The sequence below is a fragment of the Neobacillus niacini genome, from assembly GCF_019749295.1.
GTDB lineage: Bacteria > Bacillota > Bacilli > Bacillales > Cytobacillaceae > Neobacillus > Neobacillus niacini_D.
Genome location: NZ_JACWFG010000020.1, coordinates 53,325 through 72,876, shown reverse-complemented (window position 1 = coordinate 72,876; position 19,552 = coordinate 53,325). Strand labels below are relative to the sequence as shown.

Here is a 19,552-nt window from a genome sequence, read left to right as displayed (position 1 = left end):
GGCTCCACAACTTGGAGCCACTTTTTTTATGTATCTAAAAACCAATATAAAAAGGATGCTGTTTCTCATCTAAACAGTATTCAATTCTTTGCCTAAAGTTGCTCCAGGTGACCATTTCTAAAGCTTCTTCTAGTTTGTAAAAACCTACTTCTAGACTCTCCGGACTGGTTGTTAATTCCCCGCCGACGGGCTTTCCTAAAAATAAGGTATTGCAAATGGAATTATCGATATTTTGAAAAATTCCACAAAACTTTATTACCTCTATGTCTATCCCAGATTCTTCTTTTGTTTCCCTGATCACGGCATCCGTCAAAGATTCCCCCTCTTCCACCTGACCGCCAGGCATTTCCCATCCTCTGCGCGGTCCTTTAATCAGTAATAACTCATTCTTTTCATTTAAAACAATGGCTGCTGCAGAAACGATATGTTTTGGTGCTGTCATTTTGTCTCCCCCCAAGGCTTCTAAATATAATCTACTCGACATCTTTGTATTTGTCATTTACTTTTCAACCATACTATTCTTGGAGGTGTCAAAAATGCCAAAAAATAATCCAATAGAATTCACAGGTAAGGTTCTTAATCAAAGAAACCAACTAACGGGTCCAGATGATCCGGGTAAGAACGGCTATCCAGAACGACCGAAGAATGTTTCAATTCAGGATTCAAACGGAAAAGGAAACCAGTAAACTTTTTAATCAAACGTTTGATTAGTTGTTTAAATCCCTAAATACCAACGCTTCTAACGATTTAATCAAACGTTTGATTGGTTATTTTTTCAGATTCATTTTGAATGAATTCAACGAAATAGGAAACCCCGGTTTTGTTAAAGCGCTGGCGCTTTTTTACCAGCCATAATTTCCTCACGATTGTGAAACCATCTATATCGATTTTACGGAGCAGATTTAATTGTAGTTCTCTTTCTACCGTTAATCTTGGAAGTATACTAATTCCCAGTCCTGCTTCTACAGCACTTTTGATTGCCTGAGTACTGCCTAATTCCATATAACTGTCAATTTTATCTAGAACCCCATTTTCTCTTAACATGTTCTCAACAATTAGACGTGTTCCTGAACCTGACTCCCTCAATATCAATCTCTCATTTAACAACTCTTCAATCTGAATTGACTTGCCCCAAATGTGTTCAGATGCACATACGAGAATGAGCTCATCATCTGCATATTCCTCAACAATAAAGTCACTGCTTTCAACAATTCCTTCGACCAATGCCATGTCAATCACATCATTGGCTAAGTCCTCCAACACACCAGGAGTATTTTTTATTGTTAAGGCTACTCTTATTTCTGGCCTTTTCTTTTTAAACTTTCCTAACAAACTTGGCAATAAATACTCCCCAATTGTAAAGGTAGCACCAACATTAAGACTAAAATTTTTTTCGCCAATCGCCTGTTTAATGACTTCCTTTGAACGGCTAAAATCACCAACTATTGCTTTCGCAAAAGGATATAATATTTTCCCGGCTTCTGTTACCCTTAGTTTTCCCTCCGTACGGTCAAATAACAAAGTGCCATATGAATCTTCCAATTGATGAATCTGTCTCGTTACAGCAGGCTGTGATACAAAACTTAATCGCGCTGCTTGACTGATACTGCCCTCCTCCACGACCAAACAAAACATTTTCAAGCTTTCTATGTTCAACTTCTTCCCTCCAAACCTTAAATAAGGTAATTATTTTAAATAGTAACATACCAAAACTATAAAAAAATCAGTTAACTATAAGATTTTGTTATACCCTATAAATTTGTTGCAATTTATTATCCTGCCGTTTTTTAGTACCTTATAAGTAGAGTGAAACTTAAATTAAGGGTGGAATATATCCAACTATGCATATGAAATTTCTAACAAGGTTTGGGTACTTTTTAAAACCTAAAGGAAAGAAGGATTTTTATGAAGGTGAAAGGCTTGTTGGTGTTACAAATTTTTTGGACTTTTTTCAAGATTAGTCCTGTTACGTTTGGCGGGGGCTTTGCCATGGTCCCATTGATCATAAAAGAGATTGTAGAAAAAAGAAAATGGCTGACAAATGATGAATTTACCGATGTGATTGCCTTATCTCAAACCGTCCCTGGAGCCGTTGCGGTAAATTCAGCCACATTTATTGGGCATAGGATTGGCGGAATACGAGGTGCAGTTGCCGCTATGATTGGCGTTTCCCTGCCTGCTTTTTTTATTGTCATTTCCTTTGGAATTTTCTATTTTAACATCCAGGATAATCAAAAGTTAGAAGCGGCGTTCACTTCGATAACTGTTTCCATTGTCGCAATTATTGTATTTGCCGCAATTAAAGTAGCAAAAACGGCCATATATGACAAAACTACTTTCTTCATTATGATAGCAGGGGTGCCTCTTCTGTTTTTCATTCATCCCATTATTGTGATTTTTCTTGGAGCCATAACTGGAATAATTGTTACCTCGTTTGGAAGAAAGCTCAACCATTGCATTGAATTGAATAATAACAAGGAAGAGGATCTAACCACTAACCCTGATTATTTCATGGGTTCTGGTATCTAAGAAGCGGAGGTGTCTCAGATTGGTTTTGTGGAATCTTTTCCAAACATTTTTCATTATGGGGTTTGTCTCTTTTGGAGGGGGCTATGCCATGATTCCTATCATTGAAGCAGCTGTGACAAAATACGGATGGATGTCGACAGAACAGTTTACCGATATGATTGCCATTGCAGGAATGTCTCCAGGACCAATTGCAGCCAATAGTGCGATTCTAATAGGATATACCACTGCTGGCCTAAGCGGTGCCATCGTATCCGCCGTTGCCATTTTGCTACCATCTCTATTCTTAGTAATCACGGCAGCTTCCTTTTTTATTAAACTGCACCATAATCCTGTGGTTGAAAGAATGTTTTACGGATTAAAACCAATCGTCACAAGTTTAATCATTTTTGCTGCACTTAAGTTTGCACTTGCCAATAACCTTATTACCTTTCAAGTTTCATTCCGCTATATCAGCACGGTAATAATCTTCGGACTATCTTTATTTGCCTTATTAAAACTTCAATGGAATCCAGTTTATGTTATAATACTGTCTGGTTTGGTTGGAATTACTCTATATTCTTAATGTTAGATGTATAAGACCTATTCACCACAAGACAAATAATATTCTAGATTGCTGTCAATAAGGCAGCTTTTTTCTTTGGCAGCAGCCCTCCTAAATGGTTTAAACAACTCCCAAAAAATATTTTCCATTCCCTCACTTACTTTAATTACAAAACAATTTTTAAAGTAATATAAACTATTTTTAGTGTTCACAAAATCGTAATATATTGATAATTCAATAAATTGTTATCGTTTTCAAAAAGTACAATTTAGGAGGGTGAAGAATGAAAATTAATTTTAAGAGTCTCACTACTCAAGTAATTCTAGGGATATTACTTGGTATATCAGTCGGTTTAGTTTTTCCTGAGATTGGCTCACAACTAAAGGTCATTGCAGATATTTTTATTAAACTAGTAAAAATGGTGATTGCTCCAATTATATTCCTGACAATCGTAATTGGAATTGCTGGTATGGGAGATTTAAAGAAGGTTGGTAAAATCGGCGGGAAGGCACTGCTCTATTTTGAAATCGTCTCCACCATCGCTCTTGCCATTGGTATTATTGTAGGGAATGTCATTAAGGCAGGGAAAGGGATTGACGCGGAAGCTGGCAAAGGAGATATCTCGCAATATACAGAAAAGGCTGCTGAAACTAGTCACGGGTTTATGGATTTTATCTTATCGATCATTCCTGACAGCTTTATCGGTGCCTTTGCTAAAGGTGAACTGTTGCCTGTACTCCTCTTGGCTATCTTATTTGGAATTTCTTTGGCCCACCTTGGTAATAAAGGAAAACCTGTAATTGAGTTTTTTGAAAAATGTGCAGATGTTTTCTTCGGTATCGTGAATATCATCATGAAAGTTTCTCCATTCGCTGCATTTGGTGCGATGGCTTATACAATCGGAGAATTTGGCATTGGATCACTATTGTATCTTGGAAAATTAATGGGATCTGTTTATCTGACAATGACTCTATTCATTGTCCTCGTACTTGGTGGAATTGCAAAAATGTTCGGTTTTAGTATTTTTAAATTCATCGCCTATATAAAAGAGGAAATCCTCCTAGTAGTAGGAACTTCATCCTCTGAAGCAGCGTTGCCAAAAATGATGGAAAAGCTTGAAAACTACGGCTGTTCAAAGCCCGTTGTTGGGTTAGTTCTTCCAACAGGATATTCCTTTAACCTTGACGGAACCTCCATTTACCTCTCGATGGCCGCATTATTCATCGCTCAGGCATATGGTGTGGACCTAAGTATTTGGCAGCAAATTACTCTACTTACAGTATTAATGTTTACATCAAAGGGTGCAGCAGGCGTCACAGGATCAGGATTTGTTACACTAGCCGCAACACTAGCCGTTTTCCCTTCCATACCAGTCGAAGGAATGGCACTTATCCTAGGGGTTGACCGATTCATGTCAGAAGCACGTGCCATCACAAACCTCATCGGAAACGGAGTAGCAACCGTCGTCATCTCCAAAACAGAAGGCGAATTCAAGCCAGTCCAAGAAGTCCCTGACAAAAAACAAATCACAGCATAAGAGCAAAAATGTGAGCCCCTCCGGCTCACATTTTTTCATTCCCTTCCCCCCTTTTCTCCACTGTCCACCTGAGGCGGACAGTGTCCACGGGCGGTGAACACCCTTTGGGTGTCACCTTGGTGCCTGTCACCAATTAATAACTATTACAATTTACATTTGTTTCTATTTACCCAACGTCTCTCTTTTGGTACCTTTATATATGTTGTTAGACTCATAGGTTGATTGGGACTTTGTTTTCTTTTGACCTTGTGGAAAGAAGGATATGTATGAAGGCTGATACGAGATTGTTGTTTCAGATTTTTTGGACATTTTTTAGGATTAGCCCTGTTACGTTTGGCGGGGGTTTTGCGATGGTCCCTTTAATCATAAAAGAAATTGTTGATAAGAAGAAATGGTTAACAACTGAGGAAATTACTGATGTCATTGCTTTATCTCAAACGGTTCCAGGTGCGGTTGCAGTGAATTCTGCCACATTTATCGGACACCGAATAGGAGGAATAAGAGGAGCATTAGCTGCTATGTTTGGTGTTTCGCTGCCTACCTTTTTGATTGTTCTCGCTTTTGGGATTTCCTATTTTCACATTCATGACAATCCAAAATTAGAAGCGGCATTTATATCCATACGGGTCACCATTGTTGCGATTATTGTGTACGCAGCTATTAAAATTGCAAAAACAGCGATTACAGATAAGACTACATTCTTTATCATGGCTGCCGGGGTCCCTCTTCTATTTTTCATCCATCCGATTTTAGTGATTTTTCTAGGAGCCATAACTGGAATAATCGCCATTTATATAAAGAAAAAATTAGGATATGACACTGAGATGAAGAAAAACAAGGAAGATGATCCCACCAATAATCCTGATTATTACATGGGTGCTGGTATTTAAGTGCAAGGAGGTGTATCTCAAATGGTACTGTGGGAACTTTTTCATACGTTTTTTTTAATGGGCTTTGTCTCCTTTGGCGGCGGCTACGCGATGTTACCCATTATGGAAACAGGAGTAACACAATACGGGTGGATGTCTGCAGAGAAGTTGACGAATATCATCGCGATTGCAGGAATGTCTCCTGGGCCTGTTGCAGCCAATAGTGCTATTTTAATAGGATATTCAGCTGCAGGCATAAACGGAGCACTTGTATCTGCATTTGCTATTTTGCTTCCCTCCCTAATCTTAGTCATCGCGGTGGCAGCCTGTTTTACTAAACTCCACCATAATCCAATCGTTGAAAGAATGTTTTACGGATTAAAACCTATCGTTACGAGCCTAATTATTTTCGCAGCTATTAAATTTGCTCTGGCTAGTAACATGATTATCCTAGAGGTATCATTCCGTTCGATAAGTTTAATCCTCATCTTTGGGCTATCTTTATTTGCCTTATTTAAACTCCGTTGGAATCCGGTCTATGTGATTATTCTTTCTGGCTTAGTAGGTGTAGCTCTCTATTCTTAAAAAATCTGCATAAAAAAAGTGGCAGCAGCCACTTTTTCACAAATAATTAGAAACTTGATTAAGCTTATCCTTTTTCAATATGTAATAATAAACGGGTCTTCCAATCCCATACGTTAACGATTCTTCGAGCACACCCAGCTGGGTTAGATATTTCAAGTATTTCCGGACCGATACTCTTGATATTAAAGTACTCTCAGCAATCTCATCGGTTGAAAATAAGCTTCCTTCTTTTGACTGTATTACGGTCATGATGATTTGCAGCGTACTGCTGGTTAAACCTTTAGGCAATTCTTCTATTGATTCCCCAGATTGTCTCTGTTCCGAGTGTAGTAACCTATTGTCTAAATCCTCTTGGTTCAAAACTTTTTTACTGCCAAAAAGGGCATTTTTTTCTTGGTAATGGACTAATGCCTGGCTAAACCTTTCAAACTCAAAGGGCTTGATTAAATAATCGACTGCGCCAAGTCTAAGTGCAGTTTGAACTTTTTCTGTGTCGGCTGCGGCTGTAATTAAAATAACATCGACTGCAATATTCTGTTCTCTAATAAAATGAAGCAGTTCTAGACCATTACCCCCTGGCATATAGACATCAAGTAAAATCAGATCTACCTGTTCATCGTTAAGAAACTCTTTTGCATCCTTTACGTTATGGACAATGCCAGATAAACAAAATCCACTCAATTCTTTAAGATACCGTTTATTAAACTCCGCTACCATTGGATCATCTTCGACTATTAGAACCTTAATCATGATTCCACCCCTTTGCTTCGTATGGAATGCGTATATGAATCTCTGTTCCTAGCAATAATTTAGAATCAATGGTCCATTCCCCGCTTAAGCTTTCAATGCTTTTTTTAACGAGATAAAGGCCATAGCCACGATTTTCCCCTTTTGTGGAATAACCCTTTTCAAGTACACTTTTTTGATACTCTTCTGAAATTCCAGGTCCAGAATCCAAAACTTCCATTGTTAAGAATTTATCACAATACTGAAGAGTAACATCAAGTATTTTATCACTAGAATCAGCCATCGCTTCAATGGCATTATCTATCAAATTACCAAGTATCGTGATTAACTCATGAACAATCTTAGGGTCCGCCGGCTCAGGAATTACCGAATTAACTTCAATCATTAACTGAACATTTTCTTCCCTTGCATAGCTTAATTTCCCCATAAGAAACCCGGCCAGTGCAGGATCTTTAATTTGCTGAGCAAGATTTCCAATCTCCTGATTTTGGTGCCCAACTAACGTACGAATATAATCTGACAAATCATTGTAGTATTTCATTTGCACCATTCCAAGAATAACATGCAGGCGATTCATAAATTCATGGGACTGTGCACGAAGCGCTTCCGCATAGGTTTTCACGCCTGTTAATTGCTCTGCCAATTGCTTGACATCACTCTTGTCCCGGAAAGTTGAAATGGCTCCGACCACCTCACCATTCACAACTAGCGGAACTCGATTAACGAGTATGGAAATGCCGTTAATCATTTGTTCTTCATCCAATTCAGGTTTACCTGTCTCAAGAACTTGATCAAGTCTGGTTGATGGCAAATATTCATGAATTTTCATGCCAATCGGGTCTTGAGATAGTCCTGCCTTATGAAAGATATGCCGTGCAGATTGATTGACCAGTGTAATCCTTTGTTCATGATCGACGGCAATAATTCCCTCATGTACAGATTGAAGCATCGTGCTCCGCTCTTCAAAAATCTTGGCAATCGCAAAGGGTTCAAGTCCAAATAAGATTCTTTTAATATATCTAGCCAGTAAAATAGCACCAAGGACCCCAACAAGTAAACCTAATATCGTGACAGTAAGAATACTTCGATGGCTTCTTCCAAGTGCTTCTTCTACACTAGTTAGAGATATGCCTACAGCAGCCACACCAATCTGTTCACCAGTCTTGTTATAGATTGGTGTAAAGGCTCGTAAAGATTCTCCTAATGTCCCGCGGGAGCTTGATACGTACTCTTTCCCCTTAAGTGCTTCCTTTTCATCTCCGCCAACAAAGTGTTTGCCAATTTGTTCTGGATTAGGGTGTGATCGCCGAATCCCATTCATGTCCATGACCACAATAAACATCATGTCGGTGGCAGATTGAATCTCCTTTGTATAGTCCTGAATCACCTTAGTTTTCTGGTCGTCCTCCAAGGCATCTATTATAATCTGAGAGGTTGCAACAGTTCTCGCCACCATCCTCGCTTTCTCATCTTGATGTTTTCTAATATTTTCACTTACCGTATTACTGATCAATAAGTCCGTAATCATTAATGATACCAGTACAACCAAACATACGAAGAAAATAATGATTGTACTTAACTTAAAACGTTGAGTTCGCATCGAAAAACCTCCGCAATTGGAACCTTTAACTTCTCTATCTACTATTGTAGCAATATTTGAACTAGGAGATTTATTTTTTTTGAAAGAAGCTTAAATGGTTGGAAAAATAGTGACTGCGAGCCCTCTACATTGACCGAGCACACTTTTCTTTTTACCTTCGGTCACTCCAGCTCCTCTGCATTGACCGAGTACCCTCTTCTTTTTTACCTTCGGTCACTCCAGCACCCCTGCATTGACCGGGTACCCTTTTCTTTTTTACTCTCGGTCACTCCAGCACCTCTGCAGTGTCCGAGTATCCTCTTCTTTTTCAACTTCGGTCACTCCAGCACCTTTGCAGTAACAGTAAGCTCTTTTCTTTTTTTTATAGACAACATACATGCAACTACTACTGTCCCAAACCAGATTAGAAAGAATAGGCATGCAATAATTGGTAATGGCGTTAACTCGAAAACTGATTCCCCTAATGCAGTTTGGATACCTATCATAAAAATCATTAACAGCCATGCAATACAGCCAGCATGAATCAGTCTTCGTTTAAACCTTTCATTTATCACGGCCTTTTCCAATAGCCAAGCAGGCAGAATCAATGTTTGCAGTGCATGAAATCCAATTCCATGTAAAACAATTATATTTCCTGTCACTCCCGTAAGCCGGTCCTGGAGAAGAATCATCCATAGACCCGCAATATTCGCTGTTAAGACCGAGATAAATGCATATCGGATCCCCATTATTAACAAAGGGCGTTGAGAAGGCTTTTTCAATCGAAAGAAATGGACTGTAAGTACTACCGCCAAGCCAACTAATACCAGTGAAACAACTCCAAATAGGATCCCAGCAGCCATATCAACAACTGTTCCTTCACGAGAAAACCTCGGACTTATTCCTCTAAAGTTTTGAACTGTTTCTATGGTATAAGAATATAAGCTTGTAAAAATAAATAGCCCTCGCACCACTTTCCTTCTGGCTGTATTAAACCTAGTTAAAGGCAGAATGGCAGCGATTGATAAAATATAAGTTCCGATAGCTGCATTAAAAGAAAAGGCATCCTTCACATTTCCTTCTGGTAAGATAATCGAACTTCGAAAAAACATATAAATGGCTATTCCAGCCGAAAGTATAAATCCGAATATACCTATAATAACTAGTGCTCTTTCTCCTTCAAACAGCTTAACAGTTGGTTCATTTTCAATTTGACTAGCCTTCGCAAACTTTGACATATAAGGACCCTCTTCCAGTTTATTTATTTATCAATCAATAAATAATAGTTCAAAAAAAAAAAAAAAAAAAAAAAAAAAAAAATTACAGTTTAATTTATTTATTAATCAATAAATAATACTATAAAAAAGAGCGCAAATTGCTCCTTTTTAACAGTTATCTATGCCAGCGATTAACTGAGGTAATTTCAGTACTTCTGCTAACGTAATTAATAGTCCATTGCCAATAAACTGGGAGGCTGTTTCCCTTGCATTTGGAATGCCTGCATTTTCAAATTTCAAAGTTAGCGATTCAAAAATTTTGAGAAACATACTGCTTACATGTTCTCGAATACCCGATTCAGAAATGGCATGTGCCTGCATAACCATCAATACTTCATCACGGTGGGTTTGGATAATTTGTTCAAAAGCATGCCCCATGGTTTCGATTAATTGATCTGCAGGTGCATTCACTTGTGCAAAAGTATCATAAATACGGCTAAATGCTCGATCTATAACTGCTTTGAAAAGTTCTTCTTTGTTTTCAAAAAAATGAAACACATATGGCTGTGTCACTCCAGCAGCCTTTGCAACCATTGCAGTGGTTGCTTTATAATACCCCCTTTCTGCAAATACTCCTACTGCATTTTCTATTATGATTTCCTTTTTATCTTCTCGGACTGCCATGTTTGCTACCATCCTAATTTATTTATTGATTAATAAATAAATATTATGCAAATCCAACAATATTGTCAAGGGCAAAAGTCTAAATCCCAATTTATTGTTTGGAAAACAAAAGCCACAAATTTTTGTGACCTTTTGTTTTAATCATATTTCTCAATCAAGTTATGCTTTGTAATATGGAGGAATTCTCAGCCACTCATGTTTATCCAAGTACTGTTTTACAATTAAGCCGGCTGTTGTTTTCTTCAGGATTATTTTTGAAAAAATCAAGCCCACATCCGCTCGAATAGACTCAGTAAGCCCCTTGGCTGCAGTATTAACACCCATAGCAAGATTATAGGACATTAAATTCGCCATTTCTTCATCATTCAATTTCGCACCCTCAGGAATACTCTTAAAATCTCCTACCGGTTTTTCCGGGGTTGATTGCGGAAAAGGAACCCCTTCTTTCATCAGAAACTCTTTAAGCTCGTCTCTAATCGGTATATGAACAGTTTCCTTTATATCCTTTAAAATTTGTCTTAATTCCGGGTCTTGGACAAGATTGTACCCAATTTCCTCATTTCTCATGGTAATTTCAGTACCTAAAAGGAAAAACCATAGGTTAGAAACCTCCATGACATTTAAAGGTCTTTTCTCACCATCCATAAAGGGTTGAAATATATCTTGAATTACTTCGAATACTTTCATCTTAGAAAATCCCACCAGACTTAGAAATGTTATGATGGTAGCTTTTCCATTTATTTAATAAAGCATGCTAATTAAAATACTTTTCAACCACTTTTTCCGCTGTACGGGTAGCCAATGCCTGAGTCGTAAGGGTAGGATTGACTCCGCCCAAACTATTATAATGAACACTATTGTCAGCGATATATAACCGTTTTACTTGAAACGATTCGCAATCCTGATTAACAACAAAGCCCATCCGCATGGTACTTTCCAAATGAATCATCATTCCAGCTGGCCAATTTGTCCAAATCACTTTTTTTGCCCCTGCTTTTCGTAATAGGTCTGCTGCCATTTTAGTCAGTTCGCTTCGTTTCCTAATGGATTTTTTAGTTGGCCGATACGTTACAACTGGGACAAATCCATTTTCATCACTAATTACAGGGTCGAGAGTAATCCCGTTTCGCTGGTCTACCTCATCATCGGTACTTACTAATATATTTAAAGTTCTGCGGTAGGAGTCCATTGCTTCTTTTAATTCATAACCTGAAAGACGGCCCTTTATATCCCATGGATCATTCATGCTAGGTTTGTTCAGGAAAGAGTATCCAGACTCACTCAGCCCATAAAAAGAAGCTGTTAATCCCGGACTCATCCCAACCGTCTGCAAGGTACCCAGTCCGGGATAATCCAATCTTGCTCCGCATGTATTCCCGACAAAGGGATTAACATCTGGTGTCCCCAATATTTGAATCAAATTCTTTTCATCAAATATCCCGGATACCCAGTCCATATAATGATTAACCAAACCTCTTCCTACCCATGGATTTACAGGAAGCCCCGAATTTAACCAAAGTCGTGGACTTTCAATACTTCCGGAGGCCATGACTATAATTTCAGCCCTAAGCTCTTCCTGCTCACCTGTCCAAGTATCCCTTATTTTCACTCCAACTGCATGCAGCCCTTTTGAAACGGTATTTTCTGTTATTATTTTTATAACAAATGCATTTGGTCTTATACAGACATTTCCTGTCTTTAGGGCAAGAGGCACATAGCTGACATTTGTGGAACGTTTTGCTATTTTATCTATAGATGGACCATGCGGACAACCGTTGATACAGTGGCCCGCAAGCGTGCAACCTTCCATCCAAGACAATTGTTCGACCGTGATGTTTAGATTTGTGATATTCTCATTGGGAGGCAAAATTGCATTCGGCTGCGGTCTATACCCTGGAACTGTTACATCTAGTGTAGGAATCAAATTCCATCCTGCCTTCTTTGCACCGTAATAAAATAATTCTTCCTTTGCCGTCGTGGCCGCGAAGTTCACCGGTAATGTCGTTTCCACCTTTTCATAATATGGTACAAGTTCGCAGTAAGAAAGCGGCCAGACCTGATCTATTGCCGCTGGATATGCCCGGGGACAATTGGCCGTATAGGTTTGGGTGGTTCCTCCAACACCGGAACACTGCCAAATTATTCCTTTTTGTTTAGCATTCCGAAACCATTGAGAACGACTTCGATCTGCCGGGCCCCAACGGAATCTTCCTGAAACTAAATCATTCATATTCATTTCAAACTTGTTCAACAATTGTTTATAGAGTATGACGTCCAAGTCTTCTGATGTTGAACTAGATTGGGCTCCTTGCTGTGAATTTGGATTTGGCCACTTTTTATTCCCGTACCAGGGGCCAGCTTCTAAAACCAAAACATTTAACCCCTTTTCTCCCAGTTCTTTAGCAATAACGGCACCGCCGCCGCCTGCACCAATTACAATTACGTCCAGATTGGCCATTTAGTCATCCACCTTCTTGTGCTTATATGTTGCTAAGAATCCGCGAAAATCCCGATATCCAAATGATGGACCGGGATATCCTGTCTGGTACCATCCATGTGGAAAATGTTCCACTCTTCTATATTCAGGAGAAAATAGTCGTGTGGTTCCATACGCCGTCCACTCCGAATAATGACCAAACAAAGTGAGTTCATTTAGTACATCCATCATATCCCGAACAAGTTCCGGATTACTTTTGTAAGGAATGCTCAAGTTTTCAAGATTAATATTAAGTCGTTCTATTAGGGTTATAGCCCTTAACCGATCCACCTTAGAAAGCGTAGTAAATGGACCCCCGCTAGAAAATTCAGTTACATTTAGAGGATACAGAATCTGGCCCGTCTGGATTAATTGAACAGCTCCCGCGTCCAGTAATTCAGCAGTCGCTTTAGACATGGAACCATTAACTAAATTTAGCTGCTCTTTTACCGGGAGGGAAATTGAATGTTCTAATATCCAAATGACATATTCATAAACGTGTAATTCCTGTGCTCCAGCCACTTGAACAGTTCCAAACAAATCTTTATTTCTATAATGGGGTGGAATGATTGCATGAACTAGTGCCTGAAAAGTGGACCTGATATAACGATTCAAGGATCGTTCACCTTCACTAATCCCCAACATTTTTCACACCCTTTATTCATGAATGGTTCTTATCCTTCCTATTAATATTTATGTTTTCGTTTTTCTATGTATGGAATTTAGGTTGTAAAGAAAATCACTCCTATCTTTACATTAAAATAAATATGGCGAACAGTGATGCCACTGTTCGCCAAAATTCTACTTATAAACTTTTAACGCTTCCTGTTCCACCTTATCCATAAATTCCTTCACGACAATATTGTTGCTTTTCTCGCTGCCAAGCTTCAGCATGGCACGTCCAACAAAATTTACGCCTTCGTTTTTCCCTTCGTAAATAAATTTTGTTTGCTGCTCATCGATTTTTAGTAATGTAAATCCTAACGAAATCTTAAATGCCTTACCTAGAACAAAGCTTATTTGCTTATGCTTTTTATCTGGTAAGTCTTCAAATGCTAATGTTTCCACAATGTAGGTTTCCACACGCTTACCTTCGCGGTATTTTTGCTGATGCTTTGCACCCGCTTCGACTTCCGTTTTTTCAATGATTATATGTTCCTCTACCTTAGGCATTATTTTTTTAATATTTTTATCAAAAAATAAGCTCCACACCTTTTCAATATTAACCTCAATGATTGTTTCTGCCTTCCACTGAATCAATTTTGTTCCTCCCTCCCAGATTCGATAAATTCATCTATTTCTTCTAGCTGAAGACGAAGGTCTTCGATTTGCACTTGGATGTTTTTTCTTTTTTGTACTAATAAATCTTCTAAATGAGCGAAGGACTCATCCTCCATTACAGAAATCATCTCCTGTATCGTAAAACCAAATCTTCTTAGCTTTACTAAGAGAATCGCTAAAAAGTAGCTCCCATCATCATAATAGCGGTAATTGTTTTCTGGATTAATATAAGCAGGTTCTAGTAACTTTACTTCAGCATAGTAACGCAGCGTTTCTTTACTTAATCCAGTCATCTTCGAAAAATCGCTAATTTTGTACAGGTTCTCTCCCTCCCACTTACATAATAAACTGTGGGGTGCACCACAGAGTCAACTATTACTTTTTAATAGTTCCATTATGAACCTTTAGGGAGATTTTTCTTCATCAGTTCAGCTATATGTACATTATTTTGATCGACACTATTTTCTAATTGCTTAATGATTAATTCTTGCCTAGCTATAGGATGATTTTGACTTAGTTTGGCTTTTCACTCTATTTTGTTAATCTTAATTTTAAAACCTACAATACCTTTACTCATCCCCTTAATAAAGTTTCCATCAACATTCTCTAATTGATAGGGACTATCTGGTCTTTCATATTTTTTCACCATGTCTGACAATGCTTCAAAAACTTCCTGCTCATCTCGGGCAATCTCCAACTGTCCATATACATGAATAGCAGCATAATTCCAAGTGGGCACTGCTAGATTAGTCTCGTACCAGGAGGGTGAAATATAACAATGTGGACCTTGAAAAATAACAAGTACTTCCTGATTCGCAATATCCTTCCACTGCTCGTTTGGACGGGCAAAATGTCCATACAAAAATCCTTCTTCTTTGTTCAAAAGCAGCGGCAGATGTGTAGCGTATGGTTCACCATTGTGCTGAGAAAACAATATAGCAAAGCTATTCTTTTCAATAAATTCATACATTTCTTCAGCATTATCAATATTAAAATGTTTGGGAATATACATTTCTATCAACTCCGTTCGAAGGGTATTTGAAATATTTCTCGAATTGGTTCATAAATACCTTCTTTGCGAAGAAAAGGGACTGGGGATTAATATCGTAAGAGTTCTAATTTCGGTGTTCTTTAGAAATGAAGTATGAAAATTTCACATTAATAATTTGGAATGAATTAGTAAAAAATAGGGATTAGGAAAGGAGGGATTAGAATGTCAATGAAAAAGTGGTCAAAAGGTTTGGTTATTTTGCTTGCATTGATATTGGTTATGACAACTACAGGTTCACTCGGCGTATTTGCAGCACAGCCTATGGAGACGGTGAACACGCTTAAGGTCGAGTTAAACGATGATTTCTTTAATCCAAAAGTCATCAGTATTCCCAATGAAAAAACGACAACGTTGATCTTGAAAAATGTTGGTCAGAGAGAACACACCTTCACCGTGAAAGAGCTTGGAATTGACGCCGAAGTTCAGCCGGGACAAGAAAAAACCATTACCGTAACCCCCAAAAAGCCTGGTACCTATGAACTGATATGTCAGTACCATTTCAGAGAAGGAATGGTTGGGCAGGTAATCGTCAAATAACAAGCAAGGCCAATACGGCCTTGCTTGTTATTTGACAACGTTAACTTGTTAATTCATTCCTAATATGACCAAATTAACCTTCCTGCTTCATTTCTAACTGTGATTTCAACTCATCCTGTAAACGCTTTTGTTCTGCTAGTGTGACAAGTCCATAATAGATATTCTCAATCATTTTCCCCTCTGAGTGTACCACCAGCTGTTCGATGTTTCTTCCTGCTTCTTTATAATTTTTTTGGATATCCATCATTTCTTCAAAAGTAAGATTCGTTTTGACATTACTGCCAATTGCCTGGAAGATTTCTGGTGCTTTCGATAAACTTGATAGGCTTGCGCCCTCTTTAATCACTGCTTGAATGACCTGGCGCTGACGTGCTTGACGGCCGAAGTCTCCATTCGGGTCGTCGTATCTCATTCTTATATAAATTAAGGCTTCCTCGCCACTTAATTGAATCTGACCCGCAGGAAAATTATATTCGTCCACTTTAAATGCAAAATCGTTTTCGATATTAATCCCGCCAACGGAATCTATAATATCCTTAAAGCCCTCCATATTGATTTTCACATAATAATCGATTGGAATATCAAGAAAATTTTCTACTGTATCTACCGCCATTGAAACACCGCCAAAAGCGTAAGCATGGTTTATTTTGTCCTCTTTCCCTTTACCTGCAATTTCCGTTCGAGTATCCCTTGGAATGCTCAACATTTTTACGGATTGATTGTTTGGATTCACCGTTAACACAATCATCGTGTCAGATCGCCCTTTATCTCCTTCTCGTTCATCCACACCCAGCATCAAAACGGAGAAAGGTTCTTCCTTTTTTAAAGCTTCAGTTACCTTCTCTTTATTTGGTTTGCTATCGAGCGGTTCATGCATAGTCGCTACTGCCTTGTTAAAAGATTGATATACTGAGAACCCATAGAGGCTCCCGGCTATTAGTATAATAAACAAAAATAAGCCTATTATATTCCGCCAGTTAAGCCTCCTCCTTTTTCGCCTTCTCATTTCATGGTCCTCCTAAATAAAATCAGCATTTTATACTTAGGATACCAAAGAGTTGTGTCAATGGAATTACAAGTACATGTCGATTTATTGTTATTTATTTTACATATTTTAATGGAATCTGTAGATTAATAGCAGATAGTGAAATTTCACATCGACAAAATATTTTCTCGGAAATAATTAAAAAGTTCGTCATAAAAGGGTTGATTTAGATACTAATTAATCGTTTGATTAAATAAATTTTGTCGGATTTTGTTTCGTTAGTGATGAAAAAAAACGTTCCGATTTTTTCGAAACGCCTTTTTCATTTGAGATACAAGGTACTATATAGATGGCAGTACCTTTAGTACCTTTAAATGTGCGACCCCCAAACAAAAATGGATAAAACTTTCAGAAAAGGCCATAGGAAGAACCGAACCTCGTTTGTTTCTATTTTTCGCCTTCATCAGTTTCGTAATCATGCGGAGCACAATCCATACAATAAAACGTACCATCGACCCACTCGCCCGAAGTATCTTCAACATAATGCATACAGTTAGAACATAAATAAAAGCGCATGAGATAACCCCTATTCTTTTTATCCCCCACTGCAGGGGATCCACCCGGCTAATTTATAACGTGATGAGAGTTTATACAGGAAAAATGTTTCTTGGTTAAAAGAACACCCTTCCGTGATAATTTATCAATATTATTAAAAAAGGCTTCACTTTTATAATAATCTGAATTTCTTTGAGCAACAATTGGGATATTAATTAGTGACTTTTAGGCTTTCATTCATTTTGTCACTTAGTTTAAATAGTCATTTTGAGTTTAGTTTCATGCATAAAGGATGAGAAATCAAATGAAAAATTGGGAAAATTTTGGTTTTAATAAAAAACTACCTTCCCTTTATGAGATTCCTTTACACACCCTTAACTTTGATGTCAATCTGGGACATTGAAAAACCCGATTAAGGGACACCTTTTTTTAGTGTCCATTAATCAGGTTACCGAATGTCTTTTACTATAAATAAGCTTAAACTTCACTTTTTTGTTTTTAAAAAAACTGTGGTAAATACTCTTTATGTGCTTCAAGCATTTCGTCTAATAGTTGCTTTGCAATTTTATCAGAAGGCACCAATGGGTTGATAGTCATCGCTAGAAGTGCTGTATTATAATCTCCAGTAACTGCTGCTTCTTCAGAAATCACTTCAAATGATTTAATTTGTTGGACGAGGCACCTGACAGCAACCGGCAGATCGCCAACCGATATAGGCTTTGGACCATCCTTGGTAATCACACAATTCACTTCTACAGATGAGTCATCCGGAGACTAACCTCAAAAAAGTTAGAATTCTAGCAATACAATAAAAAACGGACATTCTCTCAAACAATGAGACAGGAAAAAAGCCTGTTGAATTCAATAATGGGTCCGTGTCGAGGTGCTTTTCTTAAAATAGATGCCGAAATGAAAGTCGTATTGTGACCTTAGAATACTAAGCGGAGTTTTTCCGGTTAAATGTATTATGGAGCTCGTTTCGGGGTAAATAAGCGGAGCTTTTCCGCTTATGCAAAGCAATATCGCCTATTTTCAAATTTATTGAGTCAATAGACGGAATTTCTCCGGTTATTTATCATTTTTTTAATTATATTTAATAATTAAACGGAAATTTTCCGTCTATTTATCAGCTCGGATTCTTAACTTGACCCCCAACCTATAAATGAGTACCCTCTTTAACCTAGAGGCGGGAATAGATAATGAATTTCCGTAGAAAGCTTGATAAAAAAGAAAAGACGTATGTCAATTCATACGTCAATTCTTGTGTCTATTAATAAGAATGCATCCGAAAACAGAAGCCTCTTGAAGACCTTCTTATAAAATATAATCTTATTTACCGATAAATTCCTGTGTCCAATAATTGCCTTGTGAAACATACCCAACACCAATATGGTTGAAGTTCGCGCTAAGGATGTTCTTGCGGTGACCTTCGCTATTCATCCAAGCTTTCACCACTTCTTCAGGAGTTCGCTGCCCCATGGCAATATTCTCGCCGGCATAACGGTATGAAATTCCGTATTTTTTCATCATGTCAAATGGAGAACCATATGTTGGGCTTGTATGGCTGAAATAGCCATTTGCAGACATATCACGAGATTTTTCACGTGCCATTTTGCTAAGCGTCAAATCAACTTTAAGCGCTGGCAGCCCATTTTTTGCACGCTCTTGATTGGTAAGGTCGACCACTTTTTGCTCATAAGCACTTAGAGTACTAGTATTTTGTGTTTCAGCTGGCTGAGTTGATGTCTCTGACGGCTGCTCTACAGGCTGCTGCTGTACGGGTTGTGGAGCAGTGGTCTCTGCTGGCTGTTGTACTGGTTGACTTGGTGCTGTTTGGACAGGCTGTTTTACCGTTGTTTTTGGCATTGTAAATCCAAAGCTGGCAAGATATTTTTCTAGCACACTATTAATTTCATTTATATTAGTTCCTTGATATACATAGACCTTTTCCTGCACTACTGGTTTAAAGGAAGCGGCATCTGCTTTATTCGCTGCTGGATTGGCCATTACCAAAGCCGCTGCAGCTGCTACGGATAAGAGTACTTTTTTGTTCATTTTGAAATCCTCCTTGAAAATTGCCGTTATTTGCAAATCCATCGTATCACATGATTTTTGTCATATTTTAGGAAGGATTTTACAGACAAAACACGAATATCACTCTTTACTGCCATGAATATTGATTTCAGCTTATACTATTAGCGTTTGCAAATATTTAATAGATAGAACAGGTCAAATCCTAATCTACTAGTTTCTAGAAATATTCCCAGTAATTATATAAAAGTGGAGGGTTGACAGCATTTAAAAACCCGGACATTTTTAACAAATATTTCAGAAAAGTATCATTACTAACAGAAATATTATTCAGTTAACTATGCTATC

At 38.0% G+C, this 19,552-nt stretch carries 20 protein-coding genes and 2 pseudogenes; 7 read left to right on the top strand and 15 right to left on the bottom strand.

Annotated elements, in window-relative coordinates:
• Positions 1 to 34: 34 nt before the first annotated feature.
• On the bottom strand, positions 35 to 442 hold the full coding sequence (locus tag H0184_RS23235; RefSeq protein ID WP_221828938.1) for an NUDIX hydrolase: 408 nt from the start codon (positions 440 to 442) through the stop codon (positions 35 to 37).
• 94 nt (positions 443 to 536) lie between these two features.
• Here H0184_RS23235 and H0184_RS23230 point away from each other — a divergent pair, with 94 nt between their 5' ends.
• Entirely contained in the window at positions 537 to 686 is a 150-nt protein-coding gene (locus tag H0184_RS23230; protein WP_221828936.1) for a hypothetical protein, read from the top strand.
• A gap of 61 nt (positions 687 to 747) precedes the next feature.
• Here H0184_RS23230 and H0184_RS23225 read toward each other — a convergent pair whose 3' ends face one another.
• Complete coding sequence (locus H0184_RS23225) at positions 748 to 1,656, bottom strand: LysR family transcriptional regulator (protein ID WP_221828934.1); 909 nt, start codon at positions 1,654 to 1,656, stop codon at positions 748 to 750.
• Positions 1,657 to 1,905: 249 nt separating this feature from the next.
• Here H0184_RS23225 and H0184_RS23220 point away from each other — a divergent pair, with 249 nt between their 5' ends.
• From H0184_RS23220 to H0184_RS23200, 5 genes are all read left to right on the top strand, one after another.
• Positions 1,906 to 2,529 carry a chromate transporter gene (locus H0184_RS23220; protein ID WP_221828932.1) on the top strand — a complete coding sequence of 208 codons (624 nt, stop codon included), beginning with the start codon at positions 1,906 to 1,908 and terminating at the stop codon, positions 2,527 to 2,529.
• A 19-nt stretch (positions 2,530 to 2,548) separates the two neighbouring features.
• A complete protein-coding gene (locus H0184_RS23215; protein ID WP_221828930.1) occupies positions 2,549 to 3,091 on the top strand; it encodes a chromate transporter in 543 nt (180 codons plus the stop codon).
• Positions 3,092 to 3,353: 262 nt separating this feature from the next.
• Positions 3,354 to 4,607 (top strand): dicarboxylate/amino acid:cation symporter, encoded by a 1,254-nt coding sequence (locus H0184_RS23210; RefSeq protein ID WP_221828927.1) that lies wholly within the window; start codon positions 3,354 to 3,356, stop codon positions 4,605 to 4,607.
• Between the two features lie 266 nt (positions 4,608 to 4,873).
• A complete protein-coding gene (locus H0184_RS23205) occupies positions 4,874 to 5,497 on the top strand; it encodes a chromate transporter (RefSeq protein ID WP_221828925.1) in 624 nt (207 codons plus the stop codon).
• Positions 5,498 to 5,518: 21 nt separating this feature from the next.
• The gene (locus tag H0184_RS23200; RefSeq protein ID WP_221828923.1) at positions 5,519 to 6,061 is read left to right on the top strand and encodes a chromate transporter; all 543 of its coding nucleotides are present in this window, start codon (positions 5,519 to 5,521) and stop codon (positions 6,059 to 6,061) included.
• Between the two features lie 36 nt (positions 6,062 to 6,097).
• Here H0184_RS23200 and H0184_RS23195 read toward each other — a convergent pair whose 3' ends face one another.
• The 10 genes and pseudogenes from H0184_RS23195 to H0184_RS23150 form a co-directional block, all read right to left on the bottom strand.
• On the bottom strand, positions 6,098 to 6,811 hold the full coding sequence (locus H0184_RS23195; protein ID WP_221828921.1) for a response regulator: 714 nt from the start codon (positions 6,809 to 6,811) through the stop codon (positions 6,098 to 6,100).
• Positions 6,804 to 8,408, bottom strand: coding sequence for a DcuS/MalK family sensor histidine kinase (dcuS, locus tag H0184_RS23190; protein WP_221828919.1), 1,605 nt, complete (start codon positions 8,406 to 8,408; stop codon positions 6,804 to 6,806). The genes H0184_RS23195 and dcuS overlap by 8 nt, the downstream gene beginning before the upstream one ends.
• A 317-nt stretch (positions 8,409 to 8,725) precedes the next feature.
• Entirely contained in the window at positions 8,726 to 9,625 is a 900-nt protein-coding gene (locus tag H0184_RS23185; RefSeq protein ID WP_221828917.1) for a hypothetical protein, read from the bottom strand.
• 147 nt (positions 9,626 to 9,772) lie between these two features.
• Positions 9,773 to 10,288 carry a TetR/AcrR family transcriptional regulator gene (locus tag H0184_RS23180; RefSeq protein WP_221828915.1) on the bottom strand — a complete coding sequence of 172 codons (516 nt, stop codon included), beginning with the start codon at positions 10,286 to 10,288 and terminating at the stop codon, positions 9,773 to 9,775.
• Positions 10,289 to 10,447: 159 nt separating this feature from the next.
• Positions 10,448 to 10,975, bottom strand: coding sequence for a DUF3231 family protein (locus tag H0184_RS23175; RefSeq protein ID WP_221828913.1), 528 nt, complete (start codon positions 10,973 to 10,975; stop codon positions 10,448 to 10,450).
• Between the two features lie 67 nt (positions 10,976 to 11,042).
• Complete coding sequence (locus H0184_RS23170) at positions 11,043 to 12,746, bottom strand: GMC family oxidoreductase N-terminal domain-containing protein (RefSeq protein WP_221828912.1); 1,704 nt, start codon at positions 12,744 to 12,746, stop codon at positions 11,043 to 11,045.
• On the bottom strand, positions 12,747 to 13,409 hold the full coding sequence (locus tag H0184_RS23165) for a hypothetical protein (protein ID WP_221828910.1): 663 nt from the start codon (positions 13,407 to 13,409) through the stop codon (positions 12,747 to 12,749).
• Positions 13,410 to 13,565: 156 nt separating this feature from the next.
• Positions 13,566 to 14,024 carry an SRPBCC family protein gene (locus H0184_RS23160; protein ID WP_221828908.1) on the bottom strand — a complete coding sequence of 153 codons (459 nt, stop codon included), beginning with the start codon at positions 14,022 to 14,024 and terminating at the stop codon, positions 13,566 to 13,568.
• Entirely contained in the window at positions 14,021 to 14,356 is a 336-nt protein-coding gene (locus tag H0184_RS23155; RefSeq protein ID WP_313771821.1) for a MerR family transcriptional regulator, read from the bottom strand. The genes H0184_RS23160 and H0184_RS23155 overlap by 4 nt, the downstream gene beginning before the upstream one ends.
• Positions 14,357 to 14,439: 83 nt before the next feature.
• A pseudogene (locus H0184_RS23150) lies at positions 14,440 to 15,057 on the bottom strand (FMN-binding negative transcriptional regulator).
• Positions 15,058 to 15,258: 201 nt separating this feature from the next.
• Between H0184_RS23150 and H0184_RS23145 the strand changes: the two are divergent.
• The gene (locus tag H0184_RS23145) at positions 15,259 to 15,633 is read left to right on the top strand and encodes a cupredoxin domain-containing protein (RefSeq protein ID WP_221828906.1); all 375 of its coding nucleotides are present in this window, start codon (positions 15,259 to 15,261) and stop codon (positions 15,631 to 15,633) included.
• 73 nt (positions 15,634 to 15,706) lie between these two features.
• Here the strand turns inward: H0184_RS23145 and H0184_RS23140 are convergent, their stop codons facing one another.
• From H0184_RS23140 to H0184_RS23130, 3 genes and pseudogenes are all read right to left on the bottom strand, one after another.
• Positions 15,707 to 16,639 (bottom strand): LCP family glycopolymer transferase, encoded by a 933-nt coding sequence (locus H0184_RS23140; RefSeq protein WP_221828904.1) that lies wholly within the window; start codon positions 16,637 to 16,639, stop codon positions 15,707 to 15,709.
• Positions 16,640 to 17,671: 1,032 nt separating this feature from the next.
• Positions 17,672 to 17,944 (bottom strand): annotated as a pseudogene (locus H0184_RS23135) (family 4 glycosyl hydrolase); the annotation flags it as partial.
• Positions 17,945 to 18,502: 558 nt separating this feature from the next.
• Positions 18,503 to 19,228 carry a CAP domain-containing protein gene (locus H0184_RS23130; RefSeq protein ID WP_221828902.1) on the bottom strand — a complete coding sequence of 242 codons (726 nt, stop codon included), beginning with the start codon at positions 19,226 to 19,228 and terminating at the stop codon, positions 18,503 to 18,505.
• Positions 19,229 to 19,552 lie beyond the last annotated feature (324 nt).

What these genes read in the sequence shown, in the direction of transcription:
- H0184_RS23235 (WP_221828938.1), bottom strand. Translation starts at nt 442, where the DNA reads ATGACAGCACCAAAACATATCGTTTCTGCAGCAGCCATTGTTTTAAAT.
- H0184_RS23230 (WP_221828936.1), top strand. Translation starts at nt 537, where the DNA reads ATGCCAAAAAATAATCCAATAGAATTCACAGGTAAGGTTCTTAATCAA.
- H0184_RS23220 (WP_221828932.1), top strand. Translation starts at nt 1,906, where the DNA reads ATGAAGGTGAAAGGCTTGTTGGTGTTACAAATTTTTTGGACTTTTTTC.
- H0184_RS23210 (WP_221828927.1), top strand. Translation starts at nt 3,354, where the DNA reads ATGAAAATTAATTTTAAGAGTCTCACTACTCAAGTAATTCTAGGGATA.
- H0184_RS23205 (WP_221828925.1), top strand. Translation starts at nt 4,874, where the DNA reads ATGAAGGCTGATACGAGATTGTTGTTTCAGATTTTTTGGACATTTTTT.
- H0184_RS23200 (WP_221828923.1), top strand. Translation starts at nt 5,519, where the DNA reads ATGGTACTGTGGGAACTTTTTCATACGTTTTTTTTAATGGGCTTTGTC.
- H0184_RS23195 (WP_221828921.1), bottom strand. Translation starts at nt 6,811, where the DNA reads ATGATTAAGGTTCTAATAGTCGAAGATGATCCAATGGTAGCGGAGTTT.
- dcuS (WP_221828919.1), bottom strand. Translation starts at nt 8,408, where the DNA reads ATGCGAACTCAACGTTTTAAGTTAAGTACAATCATTATTTTCTTCGTA.
- H0184_RS23185 (WP_221828917.1), bottom strand. Translation starts at nt 9,625, where the DNA reads ATGTCAAAGTTTGCGAAGGCTAGTCAAATTGAAAATGAACCAACTGTT.
- H0184_RS23180 (WP_221828915.1), bottom strand. Translation starts at nt 10,288, where the DNA reads ATGGCAGTCCGAGAAGATAAAAAGGAAATCATAATAGAAAATGCAGTA.
- H0184_RS23175 (WP_221828913.1), bottom strand. Translation starts at nt 10,975, where the DNA reads ATGAAAGTATTCGAAGTAATTCAAGATATATTTCAACCCTTTATGGAT.
- H0184_RS23170 (WP_221828912.1), bottom strand. Translation starts at nt 12,746, where the DNA reads ATGGCCAATCTGGACGTAATTGTAATTGGTGCAGGCGGCGGCGGTGCC.
- H0184_RS23165 (WP_221828910.1), bottom strand. Translation starts at nt 13,409, where the DNA reads ATGTTGGGGATTAGTGAAGGTGAACGATCCTTGAATCGTTATATCAGG.
- H0184_RS23145 (WP_221828906.1), top strand. Translation starts at nt 15,259, where the DNA reads ATGTCAATGAAAAAGTGGTCAAAAGGTTTGGTTATTTTGCTTGCATTG.
- H0184_RS23140 (WP_221828904.1), bottom strand. Translation starts at nt 16,639, where the DNA reads ATGAGAAGGCGAAAAAGGAGGAGGCTTAACTGGCGGAATATAATAGGC.
- H0184_RS23130 (WP_221828902.1), bottom strand. Translation starts at nt 19,228, where the DNA reads ATGAACAAAAAAGTACTCTTATCCGTAGCAGCTGCAGCGGCTTTGGTA.